This window comes from Staphylococcus caeli (genome assembly GCF_900097965.1).
Lineage (GTDB): Bacteria > Bacillota > Bacilli > Staphylococcales > Staphylococcaceae > Staphylococcus > Staphylococcus caeli.
This window is the reverse complement of the sequence record NZ_FMPG01000002.1, coordinates 211,074-226,370: the sequence shown is the minus strand read 5'-3', so window position 1 is coordinate 226,370 and position 15,297 is coordinate 211,074. Positions and strand designations below refer to the sequence as shown.

At 33.4% G+C, this 15,297-nt stretch carries 11 protein-coding genes and 2 pseudogenes; 8 read left to right on the top strand and 5 right to left on the bottom strand.

Annotated elements, in window-relative coordinates; translation table 11 throughout:
- Positions 1–498: 498 nt before the first annotated feature.
- From BJS11_RS03980 to ssuE, 3 genes and pseudogenes are all read left to right on the top strand, one after another.
- Positions 499–2,141 (top strand): annotated as a pseudogene (locus BJS11_RS03980) (APC family permease).
- Between the two features lie 208 nt (positions 2,142–2,349).
- The gene (locus BJS11_RS03975) at positions 2,350–2,748 is read left to right on the top strand and encodes a DUF1398 family protein (protein ID WP_069994653.1); all 399 of its coding nucleotides are present in this window, start codon (positions 2,350–2,352) and stop codon (positions 2,746–2,748) included.
- A gap of 186 nt (positions 2,749–2,934) precedes the next feature.
- Positions 2,935–3,488 (top strand): annotated as a pseudogene (ssuE, locus tag BJS11_RS03970) (NADPH-dependent FMN reductase).
- A gap of 102 nt (positions 3,489–3,590) precedes the next feature.
- On the opposite strand, the gene BJS11_RS03965 reads toward ssuE, so the two are convergent.
- Together BJS11_RS03965 and BJS11_RS03960 are read right to left on the bottom strand one after the other, a co-directional pair.
- Positions 3,591–4,250, bottom strand: coding sequence for a toxoflavin lyase-like VOC family protein (locus BJS11_RS03965; RefSeq protein ID WP_069994651.1), 660 nt, complete (start codon positions 4,248–4,250; stop codon positions 3,591–3,593).
- 195 nt (positions 4,251–4,445) lie between these two features.
- On the bottom strand, positions 4,446–6,032 hold the full coding sequence (locus tag BJS11_RS03960; RefSeq protein ID WP_069994649.1) for an L-lactate permease: 1,587 nt from the start codon (positions 6,030–6,032) through the stop codon (positions 4,446–4,448).
- Positions 6,033–6,765: 733 nt separating this feature from the next.
- Between BJS11_RS03960 and ptsG the strand changes: the two genes are divergently transcribed.
- Positions 6,766–8,304 (top strand): glucose-specific PTS transporter subunit IIBC, encoded by a 1,539-nt coding sequence (gene ptsG / locus BJS11_RS03955; RefSeq protein WP_069994647.1) that lies wholly within the window; start codon positions 6,766–6,768, stop codon positions 8,302–8,304.
- 71 nt (positions 8,305–8,375) lie between these two features.
- Positions 8,376–9,107 (top strand): glucosamine-6-phosphate deaminase, encoded by a 732-nt coding sequence (gene nagB / locus BJS11_RS03950; protein WP_069994646.1) that lies wholly within the window; start codon positions 8,376–8,378, stop codon positions 9,105–9,107.
- A gap of 112 nt (positions 9,108–9,219) precedes the next feature.
- On the opposite strand, the gene BJS11_RS03945 is transcribed toward nagB, so the two are convergent.
- From BJS11_RS03945 to BJS11_RS03935, 3 genes are read right to left on the bottom strand one after another with little or no spacing between them, the layout of a single operon-like run.
- Positions 9,220–10,428 carry a NupC/NupG family nucleoside CNT transporter gene (locus BJS11_RS03945; RefSeq protein ID WP_069994645.1) on the bottom strand — a complete coding sequence of 403 codons (1,209 nt, stop codon included), beginning with the start codon at positions 10,426–10,428 and terminating at the stop codon, positions 9,220–9,222.
- 9 nt (positions 10,429–10,437) lie between these two features.
- On the bottom strand, positions 10,438–11,349 hold the full coding sequence (locus BJS11_RS03940; RefSeq protein ID WP_069994644.1) for a pseudouridine-5'-phosphate glycosidase: 912 nt from the start codon (positions 11,347–11,349) through the stop codon (positions 10,438–10,440).
- Positions 11,333–12,442: a carbohydrate kinase gene (locus BJS11_RS03935; protein WP_069994642.1), complete on the bottom strand. Its 1,110-nt coding sequence runs from the start codon at positions 12,440–12,442 to the stop codon at positions 11,333–11,335. Before BJS11_RS03935 ends, BJS11_RS03940 begins: the two co-directional genes overlap by 17 nt.
- Before the next feature lie 322 nt (positions 12,443–12,764).
- On the opposite strand from BJS11_RS03935, the gene BJS11_RS03930 reads away from it, so the two are divergent.
- From BJS11_RS03930 to BJS11_RS03920, 3 genes are read left to right on the top strand one after another with little or no spacing between them, the layout of a single operon-like run.
- Positions 12,765–13,559 (top strand): transporter substrate-binding domain-containing protein, encoded by a 795-nt coding sequence (locus tag BJS11_RS03930; RefSeq protein WP_069994640.1) that lies wholly within the window; start codon positions 12,765–12,767, stop codon positions 13,557–13,559.
- The gene (locus tag BJS11_RS03925) at positions 13,543–14,262 is read left to right on the top strand and encodes an amino acid ABC transporter permease (RefSeq protein ID WP_069994638.1); all 720 of its coding nucleotides are present in this window, start codon (positions 13,543–13,545) and stop codon (positions 14,260–14,262) included. The genes BJS11_RS03930 and BJS11_RS03925 overlap by 17 nt, the downstream gene beginning before the upstream one ends.
- Positions 14,259–14,990, top strand: coding sequence for an amino acid ABC transporter ATP-binding protein (locus tag BJS11_RS03920; RefSeq protein WP_069994636.1), 732 nt, complete (start codon positions 14,259–14,261; stop codon positions 14,988–14,990). Before BJS11_RS03925 ends, BJS11_RS03920 begins: the two co-directional genes overlap by 4 nt.
- Positions 14,991–15,297 lie beyond the last annotated feature (307 nt).

Sequence of the window (15,297 nt, the reverse complement as noted above, 5' to 3'; positions counted from 1 at the left end):
GGGAATATAATATGTGGATCATTTGCAAACATATATTTAAGTAACATAATTATCAGCATTATCTACTAGGTATTTCATGAACGTCTAGTAGATAATGCTTTATTTGTGTATAAATACATTTAATGAGAGGAATATATGCTAAAAATTAATGGTTATGGGTTTGAACTACCTGTAATGACTGTTCTTATAGCATCTGAAGCGCTTTATGAAATAATTTAGATATATAAGTATTTTTGTTGAAAATGAATAAATGAGTTACATACAAAAAATATAGTTTAAAGTGATTACATAAGTAGTTAGTGAGATATTAGTTGTACAAATCTTTTATACAATGAATGTAATTATATTGCATTTATATACAGTTTTATACAAATATCTTAAGGTGTCATCTTGATTTGACTTGATTATTTAGATGCGTATAATAACACCATATACAAGTCAGTGTATAAGAGTGCGCTGGTTTTGATATGAATATAAAAGACGAATTTAGGGGTAATTATGAGACAAAATGATGAAAGTGGTAAAATTAATTTACCGCAATTGGTACTACTTGGATTAGGTTCATTAATTGGATCAGGTTGGTTATTTGGAGCATGGGAAGCATCTTCAATTGCTGGACCTGCTGCGATTATTTCATGGATTATAGGATTTGTAGTCATTGGATCTATAGCGTATAACTATATAGAAATAGGTACGATGTTTCCACAATCAGGCGGCATGAGTAATTACGCACAATATACGCATGGATCTCTGCTAGGTTTTATTGCCGCATGGGCCAATTGGGTGTCACTTGTGACTATTATTCCAATTGAAGCAGTATCAGCTGTTCAATATATGAGTTCTTGGCCTTGGGACTGGGCAAAATTCACAACAGGTTTAATGAAAGATGGCACGATTAGCAATGCAGGATTATTGGCAGTGTTTGTCATTATCATTATTTTTTCATTATTAAATTATTGGTCTGTAAAATTGTTAACATCATTTACAAGTTTAATTTCGGTATTCAAATTAGGTGTACCGCTGTTAACGATTATTATGTTAATGATTTCAGGATTTGATACAGGTCATTATGGACATTCTATTAATCAATTTATGCCATATGGTTCTGCGCCAATATTTGCAGCTACGACAGCTTCGGGTATTATTTTCTCATTTAATGCGTTTCAAACGATTATTAATATGGGGTCTGAAATTCAAAAGCCCGAGAAGAACATTGCACGTGGTATAGCCATTTCACTAACATTAAGTGCAGTTCTTTACATTGTGCTGCAAAGTACATTCATCACATCTATGCCAAGTGATATGATACATGAACATGGTTGGAGTGGTATTAACTTCAATTCACCGTTTGCTGACATGGCAATACTACTTGGATTGAACTGGCTAGCAATATTATTATATATGGAAGCTGTTGTTTCACCATTTGGTACGGGCGTATCTTTTGTAGCAGTTACAGGGCGTGTATTGCGTGCTATGGAGCAAAATGGACACATACCGAAATTTTTAGGGAAAATAAATGAAAAATATAAAATTCCCCGTATTGCAATTATCTTTAATGCAATCGTTAGTATGATTATGGTGTCATTGTTCCGCGACTGGGGTACTTTGGCGAGTGTTATTTCTACTGCAACACTTGTCGCATATTTAACAGGACCTACAACGGTTATTTCATTACGTAAAATGGCACCTAAGATGCATAGGCCGTTTCGTGCGAATTTATTGAAATTCATGGCACCATTTTCATTTGTCATGGCATCATTAGCGATTTATTGGGCAATGTGGCCAACGACAGCACAGGTTATTTTAATTATTATTTTGGGTCTACCAATTTATTTCTTCTATGAATATAAAATGAATTGGAAAAACACGAAGAAACAAATTAATGGTAGTTTATGGATTATTTTATATCTTATCGTACTTGCCGGGTTATCATTTATAGGCAGTAAAGAATTTAGAGGTATGAACTGGATTCATTACCCATACGATTTTATTGTCATCATAATAGTTGCATTGATATTTTATAAAATTGGTACGACAAGTTATTTTGAAAGTATCTACTTTAAACGAGCAAAAAAATTAATAAAGATATGCGTACCAATTTAAGAGAACAACGTAAGACTGATCAAACGTCAGAAGGTTAAAAGATTGGGGAATATGACAGTGAATACAGGCCGCTATTAAATGCCTTAGCCTGTATTTTAGTTTGAGCAATCCTTTATTGTAAGGAAAATAAAAAGTGATTTTTAATTAAAAGTACGGATAAAAATCAATAACGCTGCAATAAATACTTGTTGAATACATCTTTTAAGCTTATGATGAGTAGAAATAATCAATTAAGGAGTAATGAGAATGGACTTTTCAACTTTTTCAAGGGCATCAATTCATCAGGCACATGCACAATATACAGGGGTAGATTTTCCGAAATTGTTTCAAGCATTTAAAAATATGGGCATGGCTTTTAACATAGTTAATATAAAGGAAGGCACAACGACATACACACATAAAGATGGTGCAGAAATTATTGATGAAGGTATTAAGAGTAGCCAATCAATTGCTATTTCTTCAGATAAAGCACAAATTCAAGATATATTGCGACGTCATCAAGCTGGTGAAACAGACTTTCCAACATTTTGTGAAGAAATGGCTCATGCAGGTATATATAAATGGGAAATTGATCTTTCGGCAGGTACTTGTGCATATATCGATTTAGCTAATAAAGCTGTAATTACAGAGTATATTCCCCAATAATTTAAATTCGAGTAATTTTGTAAGATATCAAGCCGTTTCTTATGACACTAAGTATCATTGATGATACGGTGGAGAAAGTAGATATTTTATAAACAACTTAATCATGTTATTAAAAGTCTCCGCACGCCGAAATTGGGCACACCACTAATACATTATAATAATTGAGTGTTGAAAGGGATTTTTTACATGGCAAGTGTATCAATTATAGCTGGTGGTAATAAATTGAAGTCTCGATTGACTAGCGTTGTTAATTACGCGGAACAATACCTGAATCAGGTGGGGATTGATACATAGGCATACATGTACATCAATTAGACGCTCAAGCACTGATTACTGCTGATTTTTCAAACGAAATAATTAATGAAACACATCGTACTGTAGAAAATGCGGATGGTATTATCATTGTTTCACCTGTATTTAAAGCAGCATATTCAGGTATTGTAAAAACGTATCTCGATTTACTACCAAGAGGTGCATTTACTGGTAAGACGGTATTACCATTAGCACTAGGAGGTAGCTTTGCACATGTATTAGCTATACAATATAGTCTCGATCCAGTTATTAAGGAATTAGGTGCAGATACAATTCATAAAGGCAGATTTATTTTAGATAAACATATTACTGCTAATGAAGATGGCTCGTATGATTATGACCAAGAGGCCGAAGACGCTTTAAATAAAACATTGAAAAAATTTGTGAGCGATAAGTCGCAAGTAACTGAAAAAATGGTTATTTTATAAAGGTACTCAAATATAAAACCTTCTCTTATTAAATGCGAGAGAAGGTTTTTTTGCGTTTTTGCATATAGTAGGTCTTTGACAGTGCATAATTAATACTATAAGTTAAACGGACGTTAGATGCCACTGATCGTCTGCATCATAGGATAAGCGGAATGCCTGTGTTTGTATCGTGATAGGGTGTGTCTCGGCACTATTATCAGAAAAGTACCATCGCCTACCTGCGGGTGTCAGTAAAATGTAACTTTCGTCCTGTGTGTCTCCTAAAAAGTTTAACTGTTGTGGAGCAAATGGTGCGTTTTGATGTGTCGTTAGATTGTAATTCGTAAGTGCTTGATAAATAGTATGCACATCGTTGCACACAAACCCAATTTCACTTATTCTGCTAAATTCAGGTTCATCATTCATATTTGACACACGTGCAATTAATTCAACGATATTTCCAGACGGATCATTGAAATACATTGCATGTGCAGCGAAGTCTTCAAAGTAGGTTGAATGTTGTCCATCCTCCATAGATAGAAATAAAATATTTTGAAAATATGCTTTTATATCGTAAAAATGATTATATGGAATATCAATGGCAAAATGATAAAAAGGTTGATTACTGTCAGTGGTCCGACAAAATTGTAATTGTGTCTCCCCAATCTGCACAGTGAACATGTCTGCATCCTCAGATATTACAGGACATTCTAATATTTCTTCATAAAACTGTAAGGTATCTTCAAATTCTGAAGTTAATAATGTGATACTTTCAAATTTCATATGTACATCTCATCCCCATGTTGTACTAGATTTTAACAGTATTTTAACTGTACTTTACCAGAATAACAATGATGAAGATAATATTTTACATTGCTATACATATTGAGGGAGTGAAAGTTCAAGAAAAACGAAAAAAGTGAACTGCCTGAAACATTCATCGTGACTCAAGCAATCCACATTTTCTAAAATTTTAAATTAAAAAAATATCAAAGTTATCAGGTATGCACTAACACCAACTAATAAGCAATAGAGTAATGCCGGTCCAAGCGTTTTTCTAATGACACTGCCTTCTTTCCCTGGCATATTGACGACTGCACAAACAGCAACGACGTTATGTACACATATCATGTTACCTGCAGCAGCCCCAATAATTTGTGCAGCAAGTATCGTGTAAGGATCTGCACCAATGGCATTGGCAATGTTCAACTGTATCGGTGAGAATGTCAATGTTGAAACAGTTGCACTACCTGTGATGAATGACCCTAACGCACCTAAAAATGGGGCGACAAAAAGCCATACTGGACCTAAATATGTGGCCATATTTTTGGCGATATATTCTGGCATGCTAATTAAATCATGAGCGTTGATCCCTGAATTGATAAAAACATGTACCATTGCAAGTGTTGCAATGAGTGTTATCCCGGTTGTTTTTATCGTATTTAAAGATTGAATACTTGCACGTGAAATATCACGAATTGGCTTTCTTTGAACGAAAATCGCAAAAAATGCTGAAAGTACTAAAATCGTTCCTGGTGAATAGAGTAATTGCCAATCTGATGAAATCGAACTAAAACCTAAGATATTAGACCAAGAAAAATCTAAAATATGGGTAGTGACATATTTGATACTTGGTACGGTTCTAGTAAGTAGTAAGAGTGAGACCACCATTAGATATGGTGCCCACGCAGTGAGTAGCGGCATCGATTGTTCGGTCGTCGTTACTGTGTAAGTATCATCTAACCCTTCTTTCCACTCATTTTTGGGTAATAACAAACCCTTACTTGCAGTTATGACAGCTACAACAAGTCCCGTTAATGATCCTAAAATTGCAACAAATTCTGCACCGAATAAAAATGCATATGCAAAGGATGCGCTCACATAGACAATACCAATAAGAGACACCCACGGCAGGATTTCAACAATAGATCTCAATTTATTATTTTTACCAAAAAAGATAATCATAGTACTGATTAAAATAATAGGAATAAAAACACCACTTAGAAAATCTAGAGTTGTGATACGTTCAGCGGTCGTTTGAAAGAAATGATTATCTGCGTCTTTTAAGGTACTAAGCCCAACAAGTACTGGTGTACCAACTGCACCGAATGAGACAGCTACACTATCTGAAATCAATGCCGTAGTAACAGCAATCATGGGTCTGAAACCGAGTGCCACCATGAGTGGGGCAGTAACCATGGCAGGCGTACCAAATCCAGAGGCACCTTCAATCAATGAACCGAATAAGAAAGCAACAATAACCACTTGTACACGCATATCTGCAGAGATTTTTTTGAAACCATCATTAATACGCGTTACAGCGCCCGTTTGTCGTAATGTATTGAGTAGTACAAGTGCACCAAATAATATATATAGTATTGTAAAAGTTTTATGTGTGCCTTGTAAGATAGAAGCTAATATCACATTGCCTTGCATTCCCCATATAAAAATAGCTAAGCATGTAACAACAATCGCACTAATAATCATACCTTTTAAAGCGGACATGCGAAGTAATACTAGAAAGATAAATGGCACAATGACTGCGCTCAAAGCAACTAATAGCATGTTAGATAACGCCTCCCAATAAAATTCATCAAGTCATATGATGACTAAATAATATTCATTGTAATCGGTATCATTTAAAATTTCAATCTTAACTATTAACAAAACTAAAGAAATTATCGTCTTTAGTAAAAAGTGTTAAAAAAGTCCCATTTATTGAAAGTTGATATAAGTAAAATAAACGGCATAGAAAAAACCTATTAGATATAAGGGGGTATCTAATAGGCATTAAATGAATGTGCATCGACGAATGATTTATTCATTTTCATTAAGGGATGATTATGAAATTTGAGGCGGAGTGGGTTGGGACGTTTATTTTTCTTGGAAGCCGCCTGATACAAATTGTGTAACGATTTGTTTAATGACAGCAATGATTTCTTTAAACATAACAATTCACCTCCAAGTGATTAATGTTACATGTACAATTTACAATAAATTGTTGATCAAAAGTTGTGTAACGCATAACTTAAAATAAAACATGCGTAAGTGTCTATTTTCAGAAATTTTTAGTGCGTAAACGATGTAATTTCATACGTTATTGTTGTACAACATAGAGGTAAAAGATTAGTTATTGCTATGATTGGTTTTTAGATTTTCAAAAATGTTACTAGAAACGATATATCAATGAATTATAGAAACCTTTAAAGTTTTATGAAAATTATTTTCACCGTTTAAAATTTTATTGATTAATATTTTCTTTGACTGTATATTTAAGTTAAATAGGAGGTCATTGAATATGAGTAAATTGTTTGAAAAAGCACAACAATTTGGGAAATCCTTCATGTTGCCGATAGCAATTTTACCTGCAGCAGGTTTATTACTAGGTATCGGCGGGGCATTGAGTAATCCTAATACAATAAAAGCATATCCTATGTTAGATATTGGATTTTTACAAAATATCTTTATTTTAATGTCAGCAGCTGGAAACATTGTCTTTCAGAATCTTCCAGTCATATTTGCTGTTGGGGTAGCAATTGGACTAGCGAAAAGTGATAAAGGAACAGCAGGGCTCGCAGCAATGCTTGGTTTTTTGATAATGAATGTTTCAATGAATGGATTATTAACGATTACAGATACATTGTCTAAAGGTAATTTAGCTGAAGATGGGCAAAGTATGGTTCTAGGAATTCAAACTGTAGAAACTGGCGTATTTGGTGGGATAATCACAGGTATTATGACCGCACTCTTACATAATAAATTCCATAAAATATCTTTGCCAGCATACCTCGGCTTTTTTGGTGGATCGCGATTCGTACCTATCATCACTGCGATTTCATCTATCGTACTAGGTGTTGTCATGTTCTTTATCTGGCCAACGGTGCAAGGATGGATATTTGGCGTTGGAGGTATTGTAGATAAGACAGGCGTCATAGGGACATTTTTCTATGGATTTATATTAAGGTTATTAGGACCATTTGGCCTGCATCACATTTTCTATTTACCATTTTGGCAAACAGCATTGGGAGGTTCGCTAGAAGTTAAAGGACATATGGTACAAGGCACGCAAAATATCTTCTTTGCACAACTGGGAGATCCAGACGTAACGAAATACTTCAATGGCGTTTCACGATATATGTCCGGTAGATTTATCACAATGATGTTTGGTTTGTGTGGAGCAGCTTTAGCAATTTACCATACAGCAAAACCTGAACGTAAAAAGGTTGTTGGCGGGTTGATGTTATCTGCTGCTTTGACGTCATTCTTAACAGGAATTACCGAGCCATTAGAATTTAGTTTTTTATTTGTTGCGCCAATTTTATATGTAATTCATGCCTTCTTAGATGGTTTGGCATTTATGATGGCAGATATTTTCAATATAACAGTAGGGCAAACATTTAGTGGCGGATTTATTGATTTTCTACTATTTGGCGTCTTACAAGGTAATGCAAAGACAAACTATTTGTGGATTATTCCAATTGGTATCGTTTGGTTTATTTTGTATTATGTTATCTTTAGATTCTTAATTACGAGATTTAATTTTAAAACACCTGGTCGTGAAGATACTGAAGCAGTAGAAACTGTTGATGCGACTGATCGAGCGAAGACAATCGTTGCTGCTTTAGGTGGAAAAGAGAATATAGATGTGGTGGATTGTTGTGCAACAAGACTTCGTGTCACATTAAATTCGGATAAAGACGTTGATAAGGGAATGCTAGAATCTACCGAAGCTCGTGGTGTGATTCAAAAAGCAAACGGAGTTCAAGTGATATATGGGCCTCACGTCACTACAATTAAGAATGAAGTAGAAGAATTATTAGAAAGTGAAAATAAATAAATTCAGAATTCAACACATAGACTTTCGAATGAAAAAAATAGAGTAGAGGAACTAAGGGTGAAATGATTAAAATGGACGTTATTAATTTAAAAAATCGTACGGTTGGGAGCCAGTACGTCGCAACAGAATTATTGAAACAAATGAAGCGTAAACCTGACACTGTCTTAGGATTAGCGACAGGTAATACGATGATAGAAGTGTATGAGCACTTATCAGAACTGATCAATATCAATCAAGTTGATGTAGCCCAAATAAGGACTTTTAATTTAGATGAATATATTGGTTTATCGGCAGACCATCATCAAAGTTATCACGTCTATATGAATGAACGATTATTTGATCATAACAAAGGATGGAATAAAGATCAGATTCATTTGCCAGCTGGTGATGCATCAGATGTTGAACAAGAATGCTTAAATTATGAGCAATTACTTAATGAAGTAGGGCCTGTTGATATTCAAATTTTGGGAATTGGTGAAAATGGACATATTGGATTTAATGAGCCAGATTCATCATTTGAAAGTGTGACAAGAGTCGTAGATTTGACGCCATCTACAATTAATGCGAATAGCCATTACTTTGATAATGTAGAAGATGTGCCAAAACAAGCGATTTCTATGGGATTGGCATCAATTATGCGCGCGAAAAAAATTATTCTATTTGCATTTGGTAGTAATAAAAAAGAAGCTGTGCAACAAATGTTAAATGGTGACATCACGGAGTCATTACCTGCTTCGATATTACAACGACACCCGAATGTAGAAGTTGTGCTCGATGATGAAATTTACAGATTTAGTAATTAATAAGGATAGTAAAATTGAAATAGAGCTGCCAACAAAGATAGAAACTTTGTTGGCAGTTTTTTGTGTTGTCTGAAAAAAGACGTTTTTTTAAGTGGAAAAGTATCTTTGAAAACTATAATACTAAGCCAATCATAGAAGCCGATATTATAGAAGCCAAGGTGGCACCAAGTAATAAACGTAGTGCAAATGAGGCAACTTTATTTCCTTGATCACTATTGATTCCTTTGATTGCACCAACAATAATACCCACAGTACCAAAATTTGCGAAACTAATAAGGTAAACTGAAAGTATACCTTGGGTACGTGACGTTAAATCACCAGCAAGTTTTTGAAAATCCAACATAGCAACAAACTCATTAGTAATTAATTTGGTAGCCATAATGGATCCAGCTTGAACGGCTTCATGCCAAGGTATACCTATTATAAACGCCACAGGTGCAAATATGAATCCTATTATTTGTTTGAAGTTAAGTCCTATTAAGTCAAATACTATGGTGATAGCTTCCATTAAAGAGATAAATGCTAATAACATGATACCGACTGTTATCGCAATTTTAAATCCATCTATTGCACTATCACCAATCATTTGAAAGAAAGGAATTTTCGAAGATTTGTTAATATATGTGTCGTTTTTATCATTTGAATTTTGAGATATTTTAGTATCTTCTTTATTCGATTTATAAGGATTAATAATACTTGCAATGATTAATGCACTAAAAATATTAAGCATAACTGCAGTAACAACGTACTTTGGTTCAATCATTTGCATATAGGATCCTAACATTGCCATACTTACTGCACTCATTGCAGAGGTAGCTATGGTGTAAAGTTTTGCACGTGTTAAATTTGGTATAGTATCTTTAATTGTTAAAAAAACTTCTGGTTGTCCTAACATAGAGGTAGATATTGCAAAATAACTTTCTAAATGACCCATGCGTGTTATTTTATTAATTGCTAAGCCAACATACTTAATAATAAATGGAAGAATTTTAAAATAGTTGAGTATACCGATTAATACGGAAATAAAAACAAGTGGAAGTAATACATTTAAAAAGAATGTAGAACCGTCTTTATTTTCCAAATCGCCAAATACAAAAGTGATACCAGCATTACTAATATTGATAAGAGCTTCAAAAAAAGAGCCTAAAGTAATTAAAATTTTCATGCCTATACTTGTATTCATCATAAATAAAACAAGTATAACTTGAATGGCTAACATGACAACTGGCTTTTTGAAATCTATAGCTTTTCTATTAAAACTAAATAGAAAAGCTATAAATATTGCAAATAAGATTCCAGTCAAGGCAAATAGAACTGACATAATTATCACCTACAATTGAGTGAAAGCAACTGCGATTTTAGCTCCTAGAACAGCATTGTTTTCAACAAGTTTTATATTTGTTTCCAAACTTTGTCCCTCTGATTTTTCCACAATTTTACTAAGTAAAAACGGTGTTGAATCTTTGCCACTAATTCCTTTATTAGTAGCTTCTTTGACAGCTTCTTTTATAATTTTATCTATATATGTTTTTGATAAGGAATGTTCTTTTGGAACAGGATTAGCAATAACAATACCACCTTTAAGTGACAAGTCATTTTTCGTTTTACATATGAGTGCAATAGATTCAGGTGAATCAGCCGAACTATTCAAAGTGATACCACTGTCAGGAGTAAAGAAGGCAGGAAGTTCATTTGTTTGGTAACCGATAACAGGTACACCTTTAGTTTCAAGGTATTCTAATGTTTTTGGTAAATCTAAAATAGATTTTGCACCCGCACAAATGACCGTTACATTTGTTTCTCCAAGCTCTTCTAAATCAGCTGATATATCCATAGTGTGTTCAACACCTCGGTGGACACCACCAATTCCGCCTGTTACGAAAAATTGTATTTCTGCTAATTCAGCACAAATCATTGTTGATGCAACTGTTGTTGCACCAATGCGTTTAGTAGCAATAATTTCTGCTAAATCTCGACGTGACACTTTAGCAACATTCTCACTTTTAGCAAGTAATTCTAATTCATCACTTTCTAAACCAATTTTAATTTTGCCATTAATAATTGCTATTGTTGCTGGAACAGCACCATTACTTCTAATAATTTGTTCTACATTTTTGGCCATTTCGACATTTTGGGGATATGGCATGCCATGTGAAATAATTGTAGATTCTAAAGCAACTATAGGTTGACTATTATGTTTAGCTTGTTGTACTTCTTTTGAAAATTCAATGTAATTTTTCATTATTATATTCCTCCAAATCTCTAAATAATTGTTTTTTATCTAAGTTTTGTCGAACAGTATAGTTCGTTTCAATTGTTTTACGAGCATTAACAATTCCGGCGTTAATTATATTTTCAATTTCTAATTCGTTTAGCCAAGTGAAAATAACGGCACTTGAAAAAGAATCCCCAGCGCCAGTAACATCAACAACGTTTTTTGAAGGTGTTATTGATTTTACAATTTCTAACTCATTATTTTTATATATAAGATTTTTAACACCATTGGTAATTATGACGTTTGATACACCTAAATCTATCCATTTTTGAGCGGCATTTTTCAAATCCTGAGTATTAGTTATTTTGATGTTAAAGTAAGTTTCAGTTTCATCGCGATTGATAATAAGCCAATCAATAGCATGAAGAGAGTCAGGCATATTCTTCATTTTAGGTGATGATACAGGAATGATAACTAGCTTGATATTATGTTTTTCTGAATATGCACAGAGAAAATCAATGGCATTTTTACTTAAATTTAAATCAACAATTATACACTTTGCTTTAATAAGTAAATGTGTACGTTTAATTAAAAATTCTGGTGTAATAAAATCATAAACTTTCATGTCTGCTAACCCATATTCCATATCACCATCTTTATTAATTAAAGCGGTATATGATCCAGTGTTCGCATTTTCAATTTGTTGTACATGATCTAAATTCATAAAAGGATTTGATAGTTTATGAATCATATCCCATTCACTATCGTTGCCACTTGTAGACAGAAATGCGACAGTTTCCCCCATACGACCTAAATTTTCAGCAATATTTCTTGCGACACCACCAATAGATCTTGTAGAAGTTACTGGATTAGAAGTTTCGGGTTGTAAAGTTGAATGTACGTAGAATTTTCTATCCAAGTTTGCTGCACCAATACAAACGATAGGATAATTTTCATTTAGTACATAAGCTTTTCCCAATACATATTCTTTTCGTATTAATCCTGAAATGATATTAGCAACAGCAGGTCTAGATAAACCAATTGACTGCGCTAATTCTTGTTGTGAAATAAACGGATTATCTTGAATACGCTTCAGAACTTCTTTTTCATTGTTATTCATAATATTCCTCCTTTCTACTTTGCAAACAATTGTTTAAATTTCAAACTTTTGTTTGGTATCAGATAAAGTATAGCATGTAATTTTACATTTGTATACGCTTACATTTCTATTTTGAAATTTGTAACAATTGGAATATATAAGTACTATGTTGGTTTTAAATATGTAACGAAACTACAGTTGATTAAAATTTCTAATAGGTAGATGACCTGAAAATAAAAATAAATACAAATACATTAAAAAAGTTATTGACTAAATCGAGGGATAGGCATAAACTATTTTTATTCCGATAAGAATAATAAGAATAAGGATAGAGGTTGGGCAAATGAAAAAAACATTATTGACAATACTTACATTAATTCTAGTTGTGGGACTTGCTGCATGTGGTAATGGCAATTCTGATAATAAAGATAGTAAAAATAAAACAGCTAGTGAAAGTAAAAAATTTGTAGTAGGGACTGAAGGGACTTATGCACCATTTTCATTCCATGATAAAAAGGATAAATTAACTGGTTACGATATCGATGTCATGAAAGCTGTCGCAAAAGAGATGAATTATAAAGTTGAATTTAAAGAAACACAATGGGATTCAATGTTCGCTGGATTAGATTCTGGTCGCTTTAATGTGATCGCAAACCAAGTAGGTATCAATAGCGACCGTAAAGCAAAATATAAATTTTCAGAACCATATACGTATTCTAAAGCTGTATTAGTAGTAAACAAAAATAATAAAGATATTAAAACGTTCGATGATGTTAAAGGTAAAAATTTAGCACAAACATTCACTTCAAACTATGGTAAATTAGCAAAATCTAAAGGTGCAGAAATGACAAAAGTAGATGGCTTCAACCAAGCTATGGATTTATTACAGTCTAACCGCGTTGATGGTACATTTAACGATAATATTTCATATTTAGATTATAAAAAGCAAAAACCAAATGCTAAAGTGAAGGCAATTGAAGGTAATGCTGAGAAGAGTCAATCTGCATTAACATTTAATAAAAAAGAAGACGATGCAACAATTAAAAAAGTTAACAAAGCTATGAAAAAATTAAAAGATAATGGTGAATTGGCGAAAATAAGTAAGAAATGGTTTGGCGAAGATGTTTCTAAGTCTTAATTCAGAACAACAACACGCACTAGATGCAGCAGGCCAAGCGTTTGCACCGATGCTTGAGGGGTTAGTGAAATTTTCAATTCCTATTACATTAATAACATTTGTCTTAGGTTTAGTAATTGCGCTTATGACTGCATTAATGCGTATATCTACGAGTCGCATTTTAAGAGGGATTGCACGTTTTTATATTTCAATCATTAGAGGAACATCGATGATTGTTCAATTATTCATTATCTTTTACGGTATTCCTGAACTCGGTAGATTATTGACGAACAACTCTGATAATCAGTGGACGTTAGCACCTGTTATAGCAGCTATTATAGGTTTGTCGTTAAACGTTGGTGCATATGCATCAGAAATCATACGTGGTGGGATTATGTCTATTTCTAAAGGCCAAACAGAGGCAGCGTATTCTATAGGGATGAACTATCGTCAAACGATACAACGTATTATTCTGCCACAAGCAATAAGAGTTTCAGTGCCTGCGCTAGGCAATACGTTTTTAAGCTTAATCAAAGATACATCATTACTAGGATTTATTCTTGTAGCCGAAATGTTTAGAAAAGCGCAAGAAGTTGCATCGACGACATATGAATATCTAACGATCTATTTGCTTGTAGCATTAATGTATTGGGTCGTATGTTTTATCATTTCAATCGTGCAAAACTTCTATGAATCTTATCTTGAAAGAGGGTATCGTTCATGATTGAGTTGAAAAATATTAAAAAATCATTTAATGATAAAGTAGTGATTAACGGCATTGATTTAACAGTAGATCAAGGTGAGGTTGTCACATTTATTGGGCGTTCAGGCTCAGGCAAAACGACATTACTTAGAATGATTAATGCATTAGAATTACCAACTGAAGGTGTCGTTTATGTGAATGGGGAAACCTATAGTAATAAAGATAAAAAATCACAGATTAAAGTACGTAAACAATCCGGTATGGTCTTCCAAAGCTATAATTTATTTCCGCATAAGACGGCCTTAGAAAATGTCATGGAAGGGTTAATCACTGTTAAAAAAGTGAAGAAAACTGAAGCGGAACAACAAGCGTTGGCCTTGTTAGAAAAAGTAGATTTAACAGCAGTGAAAGATCAAAGACCGAGTGCCTTGTCAGGTGGGCAGCAACAACGTGTGGCGATTGCCCGTGCATTAGCCATGAATCCAAAAGTGATGCTGTTTGATGAGCCAACTTCTGCACTGGATCCGGAATTAGTAAATGATGTCCTTCGCGTCATCAAAGATTTAGCCAATGAAGGTATGACAATGATTATTGTGACACATGAAATGCATTTTGCTAAAGTAGTGTCGAATAAAATTGTCTTCCTTCATGATGGTGTGATTGGAGAATCTGGTGCACCAGAACAAATATTTAATCATCCGCAGACTGCCGAACTACAAAGGTTTTTAAATATGATTCGTGAAGTTTAATATAATGATTATATGAGAGAAAAGCTAGGACAATTGACATTGTTCTAGCTTTTTTTAGTTCTATGCTGTGACATTGAATTCAGCAACATATTTTTATCTTTAATAGCGCCTAATATCAACAGTTTTAATGAAATATCAAGATTCATTAAAAGTAAACTCTGAGATTATTTTGCTAGCTTGCATATACTTATTTCCTTATCAAAATTTTTAATATTAAGAGCTATAAATAATTCATATAACACATTATAATTTGAAAATATAATGATTTTTTATCAGATGTGCAACTTTTCGTATTATTAGACGCAAA